The sequence below is a fragment of the Microbacterium paraoxydans genome (assembly GCF_900105335.1).
Taxonomy (GTDB): Bacteria; Actinomycetota; Actinomycetes; order Actinomycetales; family Microbacteriaceae; genus Microbacterium; species Microbacterium paraoxydans.
This window is the reverse complement of sequence record NZ_LT629770.1, coordinates 216,814-232,847: the sequence shown is the minus strand read 5'-3', so window position 1 is coordinate 232,847 and position 16,034 is coordinate 216,814. Positions and strand designations below refer to the sequence as shown.

17 protein-coding genes and 2 tRNA genes are annotated in these 16,034 nt (G+C 69.2%); 10 read left to right on the top strand and 9 right to left on the bottom strand.

Annotated features, from left to right (window positions below):
• Nucleotides 1–34: 34 nt before the first annotated feature.
• From BLU02_RS01335 to BLU02_RS01325, 3 genes are read right to left on the bottom strand one after another with little or no spacing between them, the layout of a single operon-like run.
• Nucleotides 35–1,033: an Fpg/Nei family DNA glycosylase gene (locus BLU02_RS01335; protein WP_060922002.1), complete on the bottom strand. Its 999-nt coding sequence runs from the start codon at nucleotides 1,031–1,033 to the stop codon at nucleotides 35–37.
• 1 nt (nucleotide 1,034) lies between these two features.
• Nucleotides 1,035–1,520 (bottom strand): ribose-5-phosphate isomerase, encoded by a 486-nt coding sequence (locus BLU02_RS01330; protein ID WP_060922011.1) that lies wholly within the window; start codon nucleotides 1,518–1,520, stop codon nucleotides 1,035–1,037.
• 33 nt (nucleotides 1,521–1,553) lie between these two features.
• Nucleotides 1,554–2,738, bottom strand: coding sequence for a ferrochelatase (locus BLU02_RS01325; protein ID WP_060922003.1), 1,185 nt, complete (start codon nucleotides 2,736–2,738; stop codon nucleotides 1,554–1,556).
• Between the two features lie 170 nt (nucleotides 2,739–2,908).
• On the opposite strand from BLU02_RS01325, the gene pepN reads away from it, so the two are divergent.
• The 4 genes from pepN to BLU02_RS01305 all read left to right on the top strand — a co-directional run bounded on the left by pepN (nucleotide 2,909) and on the right by BLU02_RS01305 (nucleotide 8,726).
• Nucleotides 2,909–5,461: an aminopeptidase N gene (pepN, locus tag BLU02_RS01320; protein ID WP_060922004.1), complete on the top strand. Its 2,553-nt coding sequence runs from the start codon at nucleotides 2,909–2,911 to the stop codon at nucleotides 5,459–5,461.
• Between the two features lie 81 nt (nucleotides 5,462–5,542).
• Nucleotides 5,543–6,619 carry a mechanosensitive ion channel family protein gene (locus tag BLU02_RS01315; RefSeq protein WP_060922005.1) on the top strand — a complete coding sequence of 359 codons (1,077 nt, stop codon included), beginning with the start codon at nucleotides 5,543–5,545 and terminating at the stop codon, nucleotides 6,617–6,619.
• Entirely contained in the window at nucleotides 6,616–7,065 is a 450-nt protein-coding gene (locus BLU02_RS01310) for a globin (protein WP_060922006.1), read from the top strand. Before BLU02_RS01315 ends, BLU02_RS01310 begins: the two co-directional genes overlap by 4 nt.
• Complete coding sequence (locus BLU02_RS01305) at nucleotides 7,062–8,726, top strand: FAD-binding dehydrogenase (RefSeq protein ID WP_060922007.1); 1,665 nt, start codon at nucleotides 7,062–7,064, stop codon at nucleotides 8,724–8,726. The genes BLU02_RS01310 and BLU02_RS01305 overlap by 4 nt, the downstream gene beginning before the upstream one ends.
• A 31-nt stretch (nucleotides 8,727–8,757) precedes the next feature.
• Here BLU02_RS01305 and BLU02_RS01300 read toward each other — a convergent pair whose 3' ends face one another.
• Nucleotides 8,758–9,423, bottom strand: a complete 666-nt coding sequence (locus BLU02_RS01300) for a DUF8185 domain-containing protein (RefSeq protein WP_083370857.1) — start codon at nucleotides 9,421–9,423, stop codon at nucleotides 8,758–8,760.
• A gap of 50 nt (nucleotides 9,424–9,473) precedes the next feature.
• Here BLU02_RS01300 and BLU02_RS01295 point away from each other — a divergent pair, with 50 nt between their 5' ends.
• On the top strand, nucleotides 9,474–10,361 hold the full coding sequence (locus BLU02_RS01295) for an acyl-CoA thioesterase (RefSeq protein ID WP_060922777.1): 888 nt from the start codon (nucleotides 9,474–9,476) through the stop codon (nucleotides 10,359–10,361).
• 8 nt (nucleotides 10,362–10,369) lie between these two features.
• Here BLU02_RS01295 and BLU02_RS01290 read toward each other — a convergent pair whose 3' ends face one another.
• From BLU02_RS01290 to BLU02_RS01275, 4 genes are all read right to left on the bottom strand, one after another.
• Nucleotides 10,370–10,858: an acyl-CoA thioesterase gene (locus tag BLU02_RS01290; RefSeq protein ID WP_060922776.1), complete on the bottom strand. Its 489-nt coding sequence runs from the start codon at nucleotides 10,856–10,858 to the stop codon at nucleotides 10,370–10,372.
• 7 nt (nucleotides 10,859–10,865) lie between these two features.
• Nucleotides 10,866–12,545 (bottom strand): energy-dependent translational throttle protein EttA, encoded by a 1,680-nt coding sequence (gene ettA / locus BLU02_RS01285; protein WP_060922775.1) that lies wholly within the window; start codon nucleotides 12,543–12,545, stop codon nucleotides 10,866–10,868.
• A gap of 80 nt (nucleotides 12,546–12,625) precedes the next feature.
• Nucleotides 12,626–13,111, bottom strand: a complete 486-nt coding sequence (locus BLU02_RS17665; RefSeq protein ID WP_231919615.1) for a DUF6993 domain-containing protein — start codon at nucleotides 13,109–13,111, stop codon at nucleotides 12,626–12,628.
• A 9-nt stretch (nucleotides 13,112–13,120) separates the two neighbouring features.
• Nucleotides 13,121–13,576, bottom strand: a complete 456-nt coding sequence (locus tag BLU02_RS01275; RefSeq protein ID WP_082750102.1) for a single-stranded DNA-binding protein — start codon at nucleotides 13,574–13,576, stop codon at nucleotides 13,121–13,123.
• A gap of 206 nt (nucleotides 13,577–13,782) precedes the next feature.
• Between BLU02_RS01275 and BLU02_RS01270 the strand changes: the two genes are divergently transcribed.
• The gene (locus BLU02_RS01270; RefSeq protein ID WP_060922774.1) at nucleotides 13,783–14,055 is read left to right on the top strand and encodes a hypothetical protein; all 273 of its coding nucleotides are present in this window, start codon (nucleotides 13,783–13,785) and stop codon (nucleotides 14,053–14,055) included.
• Between the two features lie 28 nt (nucleotides 14,056–14,083).
• Here BLU02_RS01270 and BLU02_RS01265 read toward each other — a convergent pair.
• Nucleotides 14,084–14,156, bottom strand: a tRNA-Arg gene (locus BLU02_RS01265).
• Between the two features lie 61 nt (nucleotides 14,157–14,217).
• Here BLU02_RS01265 and orn point away from each other — a divergent pair.
• The 4 genes from orn to BLU02_RS01245 all read left to right on the top strand — a co-directional run bounded on the left by orn (nucleotide 14,218) and on the right by BLU02_RS01245 (nucleotide 16,034).
• Nucleotides 14,218–14,844 carry an oligoribonuclease gene (gene orn, locus BLU02_RS01260; RefSeq protein WP_060922773.1) on the top strand — a complete coding sequence of 209 codons (627 nt, stop codon included), beginning with the start codon at nucleotides 14,218–14,220 and terminating at the stop codon, nucleotides 14,842–14,844.
• A 36-nt stretch (nucleotides 14,845–14,880) separates the two neighbouring features.
• Nucleotides 14,881–14,956 (top strand) — tRNA-His (locus tag BLU02_RS01255).
• Nucleotides 14,957–15,023: 67 nt separating this feature from the next.
• Complete coding sequence (locus BLU02_RS01250) at nucleotides 15,024–15,653, top strand: LysE family transporter (protein WP_060922772.1); 630 nt, start codon at nucleotides 15,024–15,026, stop codon at nucleotides 15,651–15,653.
• 33 nt (nucleotides 15,654–15,686) lie between these two features.
• Nucleotides 15,687–16,034 carry a metallopeptidase family protein gene (locus BLU02_RS01245; RefSeq protein WP_060922771.1) on the top strand — a complete coding sequence of 116 codons (348 nt, stop codon included), beginning with the start codon at nucleotides 15,687–15,689 and terminating at the stop codon, nucleotides 16,032–16,034.

Here is a 16,034-nt window from a genome sequence, read left to right as displayed (position 1 = left end):
GCCTAGAGCGGCGGGAGCCCCGAAGATCCCGCCCTCAGGCCTGACAGCGCGGGCACCAGTACAACTTGCGGGCGCCGATCTCCTCCAGCGCGATCTCGGTCCCGCACACCCGGCACGGCAGGCCCGCCCGGTGGTAGACCCAGTGGCGGTCGTCGCGGCTCGCCATCGCGGCGCGGTACTGCTCGGGAGACAGCCCGTCCATGGTCATCATCTGGCCGGTCTCCACGCCGATGGCCAGCAGCCGCACCCAGTCATGCCAGAGCGCCCTGACGACATCCTCCGGGACGTCGCGGCCGGGCGTATGCGGGTTCAGCCTCTGCCGATAGAGCATCTCGGCGCGGTACACGTTGCCGATGCCGCTGACGACCGCCTGGTCCATCAGCAGCAGGGCGATCGGGGTCGGCTTCTTCCGCACGGCGCGGACGAACCGCTCCTCGTTCTCCGCCGGATCGCCGACGAGCGGATCGGGACCGAGCTTGGCGACTGTCGCCAGCATCTCCTCGGGGGTCTGCAACACGCACGCCGTGGGACCGCGCAGGTCGGCCACCGTGATGTCGGTCATCAGTCGCAGGCGCACCTGACCCACCACAGGGGGCGGCCATTCGTCGATCTCGTCGGTCAGCCCCTTGGTCTGCTCGGACATCCGCACGTGGACCCTGGCGCGCCGCGGTGCCCCGATCGAGGCGAGCGAGTTCTCCCCCGCGTCGTCGAGGATCGTCTCGTCGAGAGTGGTGCCGCGCTGATTGGTCTGGCCCATCCGGCCGTTGGCCGACGCGATGGTGGGGTCGACGAGGATCTCCCCCGCGAAGTCCCAGGCACCGTAGAGACCGAGGTGCACGCGCAGCCAGAGGTCACCCTCCGCTTCGAGGAACATCTGCTTGCCCACGGCCTGCACGCTCACGGCCTGACGTCCGTCGAGCACCGCGGCGCCCTCGGCGAAGCGTCCCTGCGGGCTGGAAGCGCTCATCGTCTTGCCGACGAAGTTACGATCGAACTGCCGCGCGATGCGGTGGACGGAATGTCCCTCGGGCATGTCAGGCTCGGGGGTCCGGGAGGAGCGAGCCGTCGCGCTCGAAGTCGGCGATCTGTCCGATGCGCCGGACGTGCCGCTCGTCGCCGGAGAACGGCGTGGCGATGAACCGGTCGATGAACGCCGTGACCTCGTCGTAGGTGTGCTGACGAGCTCCGATGGAGATGACGTTCGCGTCATTGTGCTCCCGCGCGAGTTCGGCCGTGGAGAGGTTCCAGACGAGCGCTGCGCGGACCCCGGCGACCTTGTTCGCGGCGATCTGCTCGCCGTTGCCCGAGCCGCCGAAGACGACACCGAGCGCCGGCACCCCGGTCGCCTGATCGACGACGACGGCCTGCGCCGCCCGGATGCAGAAGGCCGGGTAGTCGTCGAGCGCGTCGTACTCCACCGGACCGTGGTCGATCACCTCGTGCCCTGCGGCGCGGAGATGCTCCTGCAGCCGCGTCGAGAACTCGAGTCCGGCGTGATCGGTGGCGATGTGGATGCGCATGTTCTCCATCCTAGGATCCGCTCCGTCCGCGACTCAGGGGGCGATGCCGGCCGCCGCGGGCTTGAACCCCGCGCGCACGTTCTCGCAGCACCCGGGACGGCAGACGTCGAAGGCGCCGGGCAGATCGGTGACGTGCGGACGCTCCGCGTTCGGGCGCCCCTGCAGGCGCTCCTCGATGAGGTCGACGATGCCCTCCACGAAAGCCTCGCGGACACCGGGCGTCGGCGTACGGACGAAGGCGAGGCCCGCCTCCTCCGCGGCCTCGGCGGCCTCGGTGTCGAGATCCCAGAGGACCTCCATGTGGTCGCTCATGAAGCCGACGGGGACCACGATGACCGCCTTGCGACCGCGCGCCGGGAGCTCCGCGATCACGTCGCAGACGTCGGGCTCCAGCCAGGGCTGCGACGCGGGGCCCGAACGGGACTGGTAGACGAGCTCCCAGGGCACGTCGGCGGCTCCCGGGATGGCGGCCCGCACCTGCTCCATCGTCCACTCCGACACGGCGAGGTGCTGCGCGGCATAGGCCCCGCCCTCGCCCCAGTCGATGTCGCGGGCGCCGGAGCGCTCGGCGTCGGCGGTCGGGATGCTGTGCGTGGAGAAGAGGACCTGGATCTCGGTCGGCGCGAAGCCCTGGTCGAGGTAGGTCTGCACCGACTCCCGCACGCCCGCCTCGAAGGCCTCGACGAAGCCGGGGTGGTCGTAGAAGGGGCGGATCTTGTCGATGGTGACCGTCTCGCCGAGGCCGGTGTCGGTCAGCACGCGGGCGAAGTCCTCGCGGTACTGGCGGCAGCTGGAGAACGAGCTGTACGCGCTCGTGGCGAAGGCGAGGAGGGTGGTGTGGCCGTTGGCGGACGCCTCGGGCAGCACGTCCTCGAGGTACGGACCCCAGTTGCGGTTGCCCCAGTACACCGGGAGATCGATCCCCCGGGCCACGAGCGCCTTCTCCAGCGCCTCCTTGAGCACGCGGTTCTGGCCGTTGATCGGGCTCACGCCGCCGAAGTGACGGTAGTGGTGCGCGACCTCCTCCAGCCGCTCATCCGGGATGCCCCGACCGCGCGTCACGTTCCGGAGGAAGGGGATCACGTCCTCCTGGCCCTCCGGGCCGCCGAAGCTCGCCAAGAGGATGGCGTCGTAGGCGACGGGCGTGGTCACATAGGGGTCGCCGCCGGCAGCGGCGGGCGAGGCAAAGGGAACGACATTCGGCTCGATCGCGGTCACCCCTCCATCTTCCCACCTCCGCGGACGACGAGCGTCCGCACGACCGTGACTATCCCCGGTTCGTGAGGATCGACGGCGCGCGCGTCGCTCTGGCGTAGGCTGTCATGGTTGCCGTCGGCGCCAACTGCGCCGACCCCCGGTTACATCCCCTCACCCCTGGGAGTACAGCTTTGCCTGGAGAGAACCTCACCCGAATCGAAGCGCAGGAGCGCCGCGACGTCGTCGACACGCACTCCTATGAGGTCGCCCTCGATCTGACCAAGGGCGCCGAGGTCTTCGGCTCCCGGAGCGTCGTGCGCTTCTCCGCGTCCCCCGACAGCTTCACCTTCATCGACCTCATCGCCCGCGACGTGCGCGAGATCTCGCTCAACGGAGAGCAGCTCGACCCGCGCGAGGTCTTCGCCGACTCCCGGATCGCGCTCGCCGGTCTGCAGGAGGAGAACGTCCTCGTCGTCGACGCCGACTGCCTCTACACCAACACCGGCGAGGGCCTGCACCGCTTCGTCGACCCGGTGGACGGCGAGGTGTACCTCTACTCGCAGTTCGAGGTGCCCGACTCCCGTCGCGTGTTCGCCGTCTTCGAGCAGCCCGACCTCAAGGCCACCTTCCAGTTCACGGTGACCGCCCCCGCGGAGTGGAAGGTCGTCTCCAACTCCCCCACCCCCGAGCCCATCGTCCACGACGACGGCGTCTCGGCCACCTGGGGCTTCGAGCCCACGCCCCGGATCTCCTCCTACATCACGGCTCTCGTCGCCGGACCGTACGAGGCGACCTTCTCCGAGCTCACCAGCGCCTCGGGACGGGTGATCCCGCTCGGGGTCTACGGACGCAAGAGCCTCTGGCAGCACCTGGACGCCGACTACATCTTCGACAAGACCCGTCAGGGCTTCGCCTACTTCGAGTCCAAGTTCGGCGTGCCGTACCCGTTCGCCAAGTACGACCAGCTCTTCGTCCCCGAGTTCAACGCCGGCGCGATGGAGAACGCGGGAGCGGTGACGTTCACCGAGACGTACGTCTTCCGCAGCAAGGTCACCGACGCCGTCAAGGAGCGTCGCGTCGTGACGATCCTCCACGAGCTCGCCCACATGTGGTTCGGCGACCTCGTCACCATGAAGTGGTGGAACGACCTCTGGCTCAACGAGTCGTTCGCCGAGTGGGCGTCCACCATCGCGACGGCCGAGGCGACCGAGTGGACCGAGGCCTGGACGACCTTCAACGCGATGGAGAAGACCTGGGCCTACCGCCAGGACCAGCTCCCCTCCACGCACCCGATCGTCGCCGAGATCAACGACCTCGAGGACGTGCAGGTCAACTTCGACGGCATCACCTACGCCAAGGGCGGCTCGGTCCTCAAGCAGCTCGCCGCGTGGGTCGGCATCGAGGCGTTCTTCGCCGGTGTCTCGCAGTACTTCCAGAAGCACTCCTGGGGCAACACCGAGCTCAGCGACCTCCTGACGGAGCTGGAGGCCACGAGCGGCCGCGATCTCGGTACGTGGTCGAAGAAGTGGCTGGAGACGGCCGGGGTCAACACCCTCGAGCCCGTCGTGGCCGAGGACGACAACGGCAAGATCTCGCGCTTCGCCATCACCCAGACGGCTCCGGCCGACTACCCGACCATCCGTCCGCACCGTCTCGGCATCGGCTTCTACTCGCTGCAGGACGGCGCGCTCACGCGCACCCATCACATCGAGGTCGACGTGGACGGCGACCGCACCGAGGTCCCCGAGCTCCAGGGCCTCGACCGTCCCGACCTCATCCTCCTCAACGACGACGACCTCGCGTACGCGAAGATCCGTCTCGACGAGAAGTCGCTCGCGACAGCGATCGCCCACCTCGCCGACATCCACGACCCCCTCGCCCGCTCGCTCGTCTGGGGCGCCGCCTGGGACCAGACCCGCGACGCGGAGACGGCGGCGTCCGACTACATCGACCTCGTTCTCGGCAACATCGGCCGGGAGACCGAGTCCACCACGGTCCGCACCACCCTCGCGCAGCTCCGGACGGCCGCGACGCTCTACGTCGCCCCGGCGGAGCGCGAAGCCGCACGGCTGAAGGTGGCCGACGGTCTCTGGGCGCTCGCCGAGTCGGCGGAGGCCGGCAGCGACAGCCAGCTCCAGTTCGTCACCGCCTTCGCGAACAACCTGGTGACGCCGGAGCACGCCGGCATCGTCGGGCGTCTGCGCTCGGGTGAGGAGACGCTCCCCGGACTCGATGTCGACGCCGACCTGAGCTGGCAGCTCCTCGTCGGCCTCGCGACCATCGGTGCGACCGACGCCGGGGCCATCGACGCCGCGCTCGCCGCCGACAACACCGCCAAGGGTGCGGAGTTCGCCGCGCAGGCGCGCGCCGCGCTTCCGGATGCCGCCGCGAAGCAGGAGGCCTGGGACGCGCTGATCGCACGCGACGACGCCCCGAACACGATCGTCCGCTCGGCAGCCCTCGGCTTCGTCCACCCGGCGGGTGTGGAAGTGCTGGGCGCCTTCGTGCCGCAGTACTTCGACATGCTCCTGCCGGTGTGGGAGTCGCGGACCTACCAGATCGCGCAGTACCTGGTCGTCGGGCTCTTCCCCACCGCTCTCGCCGACGTCGCGCTGCGCGATGCGACGCGGGGCTGGCTCTCCGCGCACCAGGACGCGCCGCCCGCCCTGCGCCGGCTCGTGCTGGAGAACCTTGCGGACGTGGAGCGTGCCCTCGCCGCGCAGTCCCGCGACGCCGAGGACTGACCCTCCACCACCGACACCGACACGGGCCTCTGCCGCCGCTCTTCCAGCCGGCGCAGAGGCCCTCTCGGTACCATCGACACGATGCTGATTTCCGCTGAGACGACCCCCACGCCGACGCCCGCCGAACTCCCCGCGTGGGTGGTGGACATGCTCGCGCTGCTGACCAAGGTCGGCGGCAAGCTCCTGCAGATCGCCCTGATCATCGGCGCCTGCGTCCTCATCGCGCTCGTGCTGCGCCGGGTGATCAGGCGGGTCGTGCACCGCATCGTCGACACCGCCAAGAACAAGGCCGCCGTCGACGACACCCAGGCACTCGAACGCTCCCCGCTGGCCGACATGCGACTGGTCCAGCGCACGCGCACGCTCGGCACCATCCTGCAGAACATCGTCAACGTGATGCTCGTGATCATCGCGATCATCCTCATCGTCAACGCGATCGACAATGCTCTCCTCGGCTCGCTCACCCTTCTCACGGCGGCGGTCGGTGCCGGTCTCGGTTTCGGCGCCCAGAACATCGTCAAAGACGTGCTGAACGGTATCTTCCTCGTCGCCGAAGACCAGATCGGCATCGGCGACGTCGTCGACCTCGGGCTGGCGAGCGGCGTCGTCGAGTACGTCAGCGTGCGCGTGACCCAGGTGCGGGACGTGAACGGGACCCTCTGGTATGTGCGCAACGGAGAGGTCACCCGGATCGGGAACATGTCGCAGGGCTGGGCGCGCGCGATCGTCGACATCGGTGTGGCACCCGATTCCGACCTCGAACAGGTCGAGCACATCCTGCTGGAGACGGCGCAGGGCCTGGCGAAGGACCCGAAGTGGCGCACCCGCATCGTGGAGAAGCCGGAGCTGTGGGGCCTGGAGTCGGTGGACGGCGACGCCCTCGTGGTGCGCGCCGTCATCAAGACCAGGGCGAACGCGCGAGACGACGTGGCGCAGGAGCTCCGACGCCAGCTCCGAGCCGCTCTGCTGGAGAAGGAGATCGACGTGCCGCGTCTCGCGGACGTCGTGCCCACCGGATTGGAGGGTGCGCGCCGCGTGCGGGGCGCCAACCCGCCGAAGACGCGCCCCAACGCCGTCACCGGGGTGCCCGTGATCCCGGATCGCGGCATCTGGCGGCGCAAGAAGAACACCGGCGGCGACGGGAGTGCAGACAAGTGACGTTCTACGACGAGGTCGGCGGGCGCGAGACGTTCGCGAAGATCGTCTCGGTCTTCTATCGCGAGGTCGCCCTCGACCCGGTGCTCAAGCCGATGTACCCGGAGGAGGACCTCGGTCCGGCCGAGGAGCGGCTGCTGCTGTTCCTCGAACAGTACTGGGGCGGCCCGAGCACCTACGGCGAGACCCGTGGGCACCCCCGCCTGCGGATGCGTCACATGCCCTTCCGCGTCGACCCCGACGCCCGCGATCGTTGGCTTCGTCATATGCGCACGGCTCTGGACGAGGCGCAGTTGTCCCCGTTGCACGAAACCGCTCTCTGGGACTACCTGGAGCGCGCCGCATATGCCATGGTGAACACATTCGAGCCGTCCGGCATCGGCACGGCTCCCCAGGGGCGCACGACCCTGGAGACCCGCACCCGTCAGGATTCAACGGAGACCCCATGACGACCACACCCCCGACCGCAGACGTCCTGGTGATCGGTTGGGGGTTGGCAGGTCTCGTGGCCGCCGCGGAAGCCCTCGAGGCCGGACGTCGCGTCGTCATCGTCGATCAAGAGCCGCGGACGAACCTGGGCGGGCAGGCGTGGTGGTCCTTCGGCGGGCTTTTCCTCGTGGACTCTCCGGAACAGCGCCGCCTCGGCATCACCGACTCGCTCGAGCTCGCGACCCAGGACTGGTTCGGCACCGCCGGATTCGACCGCCCCGAGGACGAGTGGCCCCGGCGCTGGGCAGAGGCCTATCTGCAGTTCGCGGCCGGCGAGAAGCGCTCCTGGCTCCGCGCCCGCGGTGTCGGCTTCTTCCCGGTGGTGGGCTGGGCCGAGCGGGGCGGCTACGGCGCCCTCGGTCCGGGGAACTCCGTCCCCCGCTTCCACATCACCTGGGGCACCGGGCCGGGGATCGTCGCCCCGTTCGCGGCCGCCGTCGAGCAGGGAGAGCGCGAGGGACGGCTCACCGTCCTCGCCCGACACCGCGTCGAGGAACTCGTGCTCACCGACGGACGCGTGACCGGTGCGCGCGGGAGCGTGCTGGCGTCGGACGGTGCCGCCCGGGGCGTCCCCTCATCCCGAGACGTGATCGCCGCGTTCGAGATCGACGCGGCGGCGACGATCGTGGCCTCTGGGGGCATCGGCGGAAACCATGACCTCGTCCGAGCGGCCTGGCCCTCGCGCCTCGGCACTCCCCCGGCGCACATGCTCTCCGGCGTGCCTGCCTATGTCGACGGCTCGATGCAGACCGTGAGCGCCGCCGCCGGAGCCCGCCTCATCAACGGCGACCGGATGTGGCACTACGTGGAGGGCATCACGAACTGGGACCCGGTGTGGCCGCAGCACGGCATCCGCATCCTGCCCGGGCCCTCGTCGCTGTGGCTCGACGCGACCGGACACCGGCTCCCCGTTCCGCTCTACCCTGGCTTCGACACCCTCGGCACGCTCGAGCACCTGCGGCGGACGGGCCACGACCACTCCTGGTTCGTGACCTCGCGGCAGATCGTGGAGAAGGAGTTCGCGCTGTCCGGCAGCGAGCAGAACCCGGATCTCACCGGCAAGGACGTCGCCCTGCTCCTCAAGTCCCGCCTCGCGAAAGGGCCGACCGGACCCGTGCAGTCGTTCCTCGACGAGGGCGAGGACTTCATCGTCGAGAACGACCTGGAGTCGCTGCTGGAGCAGATGGCGGCCCACCCCGGGGGCGAGCTCCTGGACATCGAGGCCGTGCGCCGCGAGGTGGTCGCCCGCGACCGGGAGATGGCCAACGACTTCAGCAAGGACCCGCAGATCGGCATGCTGCGCTCGATGCGGGCCTATCGCGGTGACAAGCTCATCCGCACCGCGGCCCCGCATCGGCTCCAGGACCCCGCCGCCGGGCCGCTGATCGCGGTCAAGCTGCACGTGCTCACCAGGAAGTCCCTCGGGGGGATCAACACGGATCTGGACGGTCGCGCCCTGGATGGAAGCGGCGCGCCGATTCCGGGTCTCTTCGCCGCGGGCGAGGCCAGCGGCTTCGGCGGCGGAGGGGCGCACGGCTATCGAGCCCTGGAGGGCACGTTCCTCGGCGGGTGCCTGTTCTCCGGCCGTCAGGCGGGTCGCGCAGCGGCTGCCGTCGGCTGATCCCGAGCTGCCCGCCGGTCCCGCGATCGCGTCAGGCGCGGGTGCCGGTGGCTCGCACGCCGGTCAGCCCGGAGGCCACGGGACCGCGGGCGAGCACGTGGCCGCGGCGGAACGCGAGCCGCGTCCAACGACCGGAACGCGTGACGGGCACGTCCTCTTCGCCGGAGATGAATCCGAGCGCGTCTGCCGCGAAAGCGACGCCGCGCGGCAGGCCGCCGAGGTCGTCGTCCGGCTCGCCCCAGATCGCCGCGCGGAGCGCGCGCACCGCCTCTTCGCCGGATCCCGGTCCCGCGCCGTGCGCGACCGCGGAGATGCCCCACTGCGCGCGCTGCGCGATGACGGAGGCGGTAAGGGTCGACTCCAGTGCCCACCCCTGTCGTGGGGGCGCGACACCGGCCCACGCGGGTGAGAGAGCGGTCTCCGGCAGGGCGAGGCGCTGCGGGTCGTCCGTCGACCTCAGGGCGTCGATCACGAGGTCGCACTCGAGCTCCGGGTCGGCTCGGACGATGCGCATGGCAAGGATCGTCGGCGTCTGATCGAAGAGCCCCTGAGGCGCGAGGACCGCCGTGGTGAGGGCCAGCACGCCCTGATGAGCCTGGAGCCGCACACCCTCGTCGGACACCCGGGCCGCGCGGCCCGTGAACGTGAGGACATCCTTCGCCGTGTCCGGATCGGCGAGCAGGAGCTGAGGGGTCACGCGTTCTAAACTACCAACGAGCGGCGACCCCGGGCCGCGGAGGGGAACACATGAGCGCCGACGAGCACGCCATCCAGACCGTGGAGCGTCTTCTCGACGTCCTCGACCTCGACGCCACCCAGGCGCGGACCACCGAGGACATCTTCACCGGCTCGTCGCACCCGATGCCGAGCGGCCGCATCTACGGCGGACAGGTGCTCGCGCAGACCCTCGTGGCCGCGGAGCGCACGCTGCCGGAGGACCGCGCCGTCCACTCGATGCACGGCTACTTCCTCCGTCCCGGCGATGCGAGCCAAGGGATCACCATCGCCGTCGACCGTATCCACGACGGACGTTCGTTCTCCACCCGCCGCACCCAGGCGTACCAGAACGGCGTGCCGATCTTCTCGATGATCGCCTCGTTCCAGGATGCCGATCCCGGGGTGGAGCACGCCGAGCCCATGCCCGCCGGTGTGCCCGTCCCGGAAGACCTCGCCCCCGATGAAGACCGTGTGCCCGGGCTCGCCGGAGGCGCGCGACGCATGCTGAGCGAGCGTGCCGCGGACATCCGCCACGTCGACTCCCCCCTCTACCTGCCGAACGATGACGAACGGGTCCCCCGGCAGGCGGTGTGGATGCGACTGCGCGCCCCGCTCCCCGACGACCAGCGGCTGCATCGGGCCGCGCTGGCCTACCTCAGCGACATGACGATCCAGGAGTCGATCCTGCGCGCACACGGGGTCTCCTGGTCACTTCCCGGCCTGAAGGTCGCGAGTCTTGACCACGCGATGTGGTGGCATCGCCCGGCGCGCGTGGACGAGTGGCTCCTCTATGTGCAGGAGTCGCCGAACGCCCGCGGCGGTCGCGGACTCGCTACGGGGCGCGTCTACACCCGGGAGGGCACGCTGGTGGCGAGTGTCGCGCAGGAGATCATGATCCGCGTTCCCGAGGATCGCTGACGCATCGCTCAGCGGTGCGCGTACTCGATGGAGGGACCGACGTACGGCTCCCACGCCTCGCGCATCTCCGCCGTCAGGCGTGTCGGCCGTCCGGTACCCGCGTCGACGAGCACGATGATCGCGGTGGATCGCGCGTAGAGCTCACGCGGCTCGGCGGCGGGGTCGTTGTGCACCTCGTAGCAGACCTCGACGCTGGACCCGCCGAGCTTCCCGAACCACATCTGCACCTCGAGCGGGCGCCGCTGGTACGGAACCGGAGCGAGGTACTCGATCTCCTGCCGCGCGATGAGGGTCAGGATCCCCTCCTCGATCCCGGAGTCGAGGACGGCGGTGGACGGCGCCTCCTCGCCGGGTCCCGCCCGCCAGAACGCGCGGACGCGCGCCTCCTCGAGCAGCTTGAGCATCGAGGTGTTGTTGACGTGGTTGAACGCATCCAGATCGCCCCAGCGGAGGTGGATCGGGATGTGCAGGCGGGAACCCGGCGAGTCAGTGCCCATAGCCGACTCAGTCGCGGGTGAGCTTGCGGTGCGTCGACCGGTGGGGCTTCGCCGCATCCGGGCCGAGTCGCTCGATCTTGTTCTGCTCGTAGGCCTCGAAGTTGCCCTCGAACCAGTACCACTGGTCGGGCTTCTCGTCCGTGCCCTCGTAGGCGAGGATGTGCGTCGCGATCCGGTCCAGGAACCACCGGTCGTGAGTGATGACCACCGCACAGCCGGGGAATTCGAGCAGCGCATTCTCCAGGGAGCTCAGCGTCTCGACGTCGAGGTCGTTGGTCGGCTCGTCGAGGAGGAGCAGGTTGCCGCCCTCCTTGAGGGTGAGCGCGAGGTTCAGACGGTTGCGCTCACCACCGGAGAGCACGCCGGCCTTCTTCTGCTGGTCCGGGCCCTTGAAACCGAACTTCGAGACGTAGGCCCGGGACGGGATCTCGGTCTTACCGACCGTGATGAAGTCCAGACCGTCGGAGACGACCTCCCACAGGGTCTTGTTCGGGTCGATCGACGACCGCGACTGGTCGACGTAGCTGATCTTGACGGTCTCGCCGATCTTCAGATCGCCGCCGTCCAGGGGCTCCAGCCCGACGATGGTCTTGAACAGGGTCGTCTTTCCGACGCCGTTCGGGCCGATGACGCCGACGATGCCGTTCGGCGGAAGGCTGAAGCTCAGGCCGTCGATGAGCGAGCGGCCGTCGAAGCCCTTTTGGAGGTTCTTGGCCTCGATGACCACGTTGCCGAGTCGAGGACCGGCGGGGATCTGGATCTCCTCGAAGTCCAGCTTCCTCGTGCGCTCCGCCTCGGCCGCCATCTCCTCGTACCGGGCCAGACGCGCCTTCGACTTCGTCTGGCGCCCCTTCGCGCTGGAGCGGACCCAGTCCAGCTCGTCCTTCAGGCGCTTGGCGAGCTTCGCGTCCTTCTTGCCCTGGATGTCGAGGCGCTCGGCCTTCTTCTCCAGGTACGTGGAGTAGTTGCCCTCGTAGCCGATGAGCCGTCCGCGGTCGACCTCGGCGATCCACTCGGCCACGTGGTCGAGGAAGTACCGGTCGTGGGTGATGGCGATCACGGCGCCCTTATACGACTGGAGGTGCTGCTCGAGCCAGAGCACGCTCTCCGCGTCGAGGTGGTTGGTGGGCTCGTCGAGGAGCAGCAGGTCGGGCTTCTGCAGCAGCAGCTTGGCCAGCGCCACACGGCGCTTCTCGCCACCGGAGAGCGGAGCGATGGCCGCGTCGCCGGGAGGGGTGCGGAGGGCGTCCATCGCCTGCTCGAGCTGAGAGTCGAGGTCCCAGCCGTCCGCCGCGTCGATCTCCTCCTGCAGCGTCCCCATCTCCGCGAGGAGCGCGTCGAAGTCGGCATCCGGGTCGGCCATCAGCGCGGAGATCTCGTTGAACCGGTCGACCTTCGCCTTGATGGCGATGCCGTCCTGGATGTTCTCGAGGACCGTCTTCGACTCGTCGAGCTCCGGCTCCTGCATGAGGATGCCGACGGAGTACCCCGGCGAGAGCTTGGCCTCACCGTTGGACGGGGTGTCGAGCCCGGCCATGATCTTGAGGATCGTCGACTTTCCGGCGCCGTTGGGGCCGACCATGCCGATCTTCGCGCCCGGCAGGAACGCCATCGTGACGTCGTCCAGGATGAGCTTCTCACCCACCGCCTTGCGGGCACGAACCATGGAGTAGATGTACTCAGCCACCGAAAACCGCTCCTTCTGTTGGCGTCGAAGATCGACACTCCAGCCTACCGGCCGCGAGTGGGCTTATCTGTGTACGCGAGTCACCAGTCGATCGGCCGCGTCGCGCCCACCAGGCACCGCCCGCCGGCGAGCTGGGGCATGACCGTGGTCACGACGGCACCGGTGGAGGGACCCACCTGTCCAATCAGGCACTCCTCCTCGCCCCAGCGGACCGAGAACTGGATGCTCTCCGCCGGGTTCCCGACGGTGGACTGGTCCGGCGTGAGCTGCATAGCCTCCCGATCGAATCCCGCCGCGACGAGACCGTCGACGTACGCGCGCCCCTCCCCGCGTTGCTCCGTCCCCCAGACCTGCTCCGCCACTGCCGTGAACACGGGGAGGTTGTCCTCGGCGCTCCCGTCCGACACCAGGGCAGGAGCGGCGGACGGCGTCGGATCAGCGGTGGCTGTCGCCGTGGGAGTCGGCGTCGCCGTGGGCTCCGGCGCGCATCCGGTTAGGACGGCTACCGAGACACCGGCGACGAGCACGAGCGCCGCAGCGCGGGACGGGAGGACCGATCGGAGCACGAGCAGAGTCTAGGCCGCCTCGGTCTCCACAGGCTGATCCCACGCGTCGCGCGCCTCGTCGTCCGCCGTCGTGTGATCGCCGCTTTCCCCCGCCTCCGCGGGCGAGGGCCGAGCGCTCGGCCGATATGCCGTGGTCCCCCACCGGAGATCGTGCCCGATCGTATCCGCGTCGATGTCGACGCTCGTCCCTTGCTTCCCGTTGCTCTCCCACGGTCGCACCCGGAGTCGTCCGGAGACGATGACGCTGTCCCCCACCCGCAGCGAGGCCCGCGCGTGTTCGGCGAGCTGACGGAAGGCCGCAATCGAGAACCAGTTGGTCCCTGCGTCCACCCACGAGCCGCTCGCCGCGTCGAAGCGCCGGTGCGTGCTCGCGAGCCGGAAGTTCGTGACGGGCACTCCTGCGCTCGTCCGCCCGGGTGTGGGCTCCGTCGCGACTCTCCCGACGACGGTCACGGTGTCGATCATCTGTTCGTCCTCTCGCTGCCGGCTCGGCGGCCGGATGCGCTCCAGCGTGCACCCCGCCGAGCAGGTGGCGGGGACGCGATCCCGTGATCCGTGGACGGGCGCGGGTGGCGGTGCTTTGTGCAGAAGAAGCCAGGTCATCGCGGGATACCGGAGCGCGCGCGAATGTCGGTGGTCGGTCGTACGTTCGAACCATGGAAGGAGAGACCATGACCACCGCCACCGCTTCGATCCCCGCTCCCGGAGTCCCGCTAGCAGCCCCGCCGCTCGCGTCCCGTCGAGAGCACCTCGTCCGTGCCGCCGATCACCTGTGGCGCGTCCAGGACAACCGCGACCACGTCCTCGGCCATCTGCGGGTGGTGGCCGACCCTCTGGGCCTCCGTTACCGCGCGGAACGGCTGCACCTGGCGACGGGCGGCTTCCGGCTGATCGGCGAGTTCTGGCGCGCGGATGACGCGGTCGACGCGCTGCGGCACTGCTGACAGCGGCCGTCTCGACCGGATTTCCCTGCGCCCCCGGCAGGATTCGAACCTGCGACCAAGAGATTAGAAGGCTCCTGCTCTATCCCCTGAGCTACGGAGGCGGACCTCTCTACCGTACCGCGCTCCCCCGGTGGATGTCGGGGCCGTCGATAGGATGGCGACATGATGACTGCTTCGGAGAACGACCGCCTCGTCTGGATCGACTGCGAGATGACGGGTCTCGATCTCGCGGTCGACGAACTCGTCGAGATCGCCGTGGTGGTGACCGACTTCGAGCTCCGTCCGCTCGACCCCGGCTTCCAGGTCGTCATCCGTCCGAGCGCGGACGCGCTCGCGCACATGAACGACTTCGTCACCGCCATGCACGAGACCTCGGGACTCATCGACGAGATCCCGCACGGAGTCACCCTCCAGGAGGCGGAGGAGCAGACGCTGGCCTACATCCGCCGCTTCGTCCCGCTCGAGCGCCGCGCGCCTCTCGCCGGCAACACGATCGGCACCGACCGCATGTTCCTCGCGAAGTACATGCCGCAGGTCGACCAGTGGCTGCACTACCGGAACGTCGACGTCTCCAGCATCAAGGAGCTGTCCCGTCGCTGGTACCCCCGGGTGTTCTTCCAGGCTCCGGCGAAGGACGGCGGCCACCGTGCGCTGGCCGACATCCTGGAGTCCATCCGCGAACTCCGCTACTACCGGGAGGCCGTCTTCGTGGACGAGCCCGGGCCTTCCAGCGACGACGCCAAGGAGATCGCCGCGCGCACGGTGTCGGAGTTCGCCCCGAACATGTAATAGACTCGTGGGGTTGCCTGTTTCGGCGGGCGCATGGTGGGTATAGCTCAGTTGGTAGAGCGCCTGGTTGTGGTCCAGGAGGTCGCGGGTTCAAGCCCCGTTACTCACCCCAGCTCGAAGAGGCTCGGACCGGTTCGGTCCGAGCCTCTTCGTCTCTCCTGCGGCCCTAGACTGTCCTGGTGTCACTGGCGGTCTGGTTCTCTCTTCTCACCGCATCCGTGGTGATCAGCTTCACGCCGGGGGCCGGCGCGATCAACACGATGTCCAACTCCCTCACGCAGGGCTGGAAGCGCTCGATCTGGGGAATCATCGGCCAGCAGATCGCGCTCATCGTGCATGTCGTGATCGTGGCTGCCGGTGTCGGGCTCCTCGTCTCGCGCTCGGACGTCCTGTTCAACCTCATCCGATACGCCGGCGCCGCCTATCTGGTGTACCTCGGCATCCGGTTGATCCTGACCCGCCCCGCTCCCGCGCTCGATGACGCGCCGGATCCCGTGGATGCCCGGGAGAGCCACTGGTCGATGATGCGCCGCGGGTTCTGGGTCAACCTGCTGAATCCCAAGGCGATCGTCTTCTTCCTCGCGTTCATCCCGCAGTTCATCCGGCTGGACCAGCCTCCGCTCCCCCAGTATCTGGCTCTCGTCGCCACCGTCGTGGTCGTCGACGTCCTGGTGATGTGGGGGTTCTTCGCCACGGCGGCGCGCCCCTTCCGGCGCCTCACCCGCTCTCCGCGCGGCCAGCGGATCCTCAACACCGTGTTCGGAAGCCTCTTCATCGGCGTCGCGGCGCTGCTCGTCCTCCTGCACTGAGGAACCCGGCGCCGTCCCCGTAGGCTGGAGGGGATGGACATGGACGCCGCGGCCTTCGAGGCCCTCGTGATCGACGAGCTCGACCAGCTGCCCGATGAGATGGTCGAGCAGCTCGAGAACGTCGTCTTCGTGGTGGAGGATCGTCCCGAGGACGGGAGCCTGGATCTCCTCGGCCTGTACGACGGCCTCGCGTTGCCGGAGCGCACGCAGTATGGGATGGGTGAGCTGCCCGACCGCATCATCGTCTACCGGGAACCGCACCTCGCCCAGTGCGAGGGCATCGACGAACTCCGCGACGAGATCCACACCACCCTCGTCCACGAGATCGCGCACTTCCACGGCATCGACGACGCGCAGCTGCACGAGCTCGGGTGGGCGTGA

Bases quoted from the DNA above. Each gene is read 5' to 3' on its own strand.
- BLU02_RS01290 (WP_060922776.1), bottom strand. From the start codon at position 10,858: ATGGGCACTGACTCGCCGGGTTCCCGCCTGCACATCCCGATCCACCTC.
- BLU02_RS01275 (WP_082750102.1), bottom strand. From the start codon at position 13,576: ATGATCGACACCGTGACCGTCGTCGGGAGAGTCGCGACGGAGCCCACA.
- BLU02_RS01245 (WP_060922771.1), top strand. From the start codon at position 15,687: ATGGACATGGACGCCGCGGCCTTCGAGGCCCTCGTGATCGACGAGCTC.
- BLU02_RS01305 (WP_060922007.1), top strand. From the start codon at position 7,062: ATGACGACCACACCCCCGACCGCAGACGTCCTGGTGATCGGTTGGGGG.
- BLU02_RS01330 (WP_060922011.1), bottom strand. From the start codon at position 1,520: ATGCGCATCCACATCGCCACCGATCACGCCGGACTCGAGTTCTCGACG.
- BLU02_RS01295 (WP_060922777.1), top strand. From the start codon at position 9,474: ATGAGCGCCGACGAGCACGCCATCCAGACCGTGGAGCGTCTTCTCGAC.
- BLU02_RS01270 (WP_060922774.1), top strand. From the start codon at position 13,783: ATGACCACCGCCACCGCTTCGATCCCCGCTCCCGGAGTCCCGCTAGCA.
- orn (WP_060922773.1), top strand. From the start codon at position 14,218: ATGATGACTGCTTCGGAGAACGACCGCCTCGTCTGGATCGACTGCGAG.
- BLU02_RS01335 (WP_060922002.1), bottom strand. From the start codon at position 1,033: ATGCCCGAGGGACATTCCGTCCACCGCATCGCGCGGCAGTTCGATCGT.
- BLU02_RS01315 (WP_060922005.1), top strand. From the start codon at position 5,543: ATGCTGATTTCCGCTGAGACGACCCCCACGCCGACGCCCGCCGAACTC.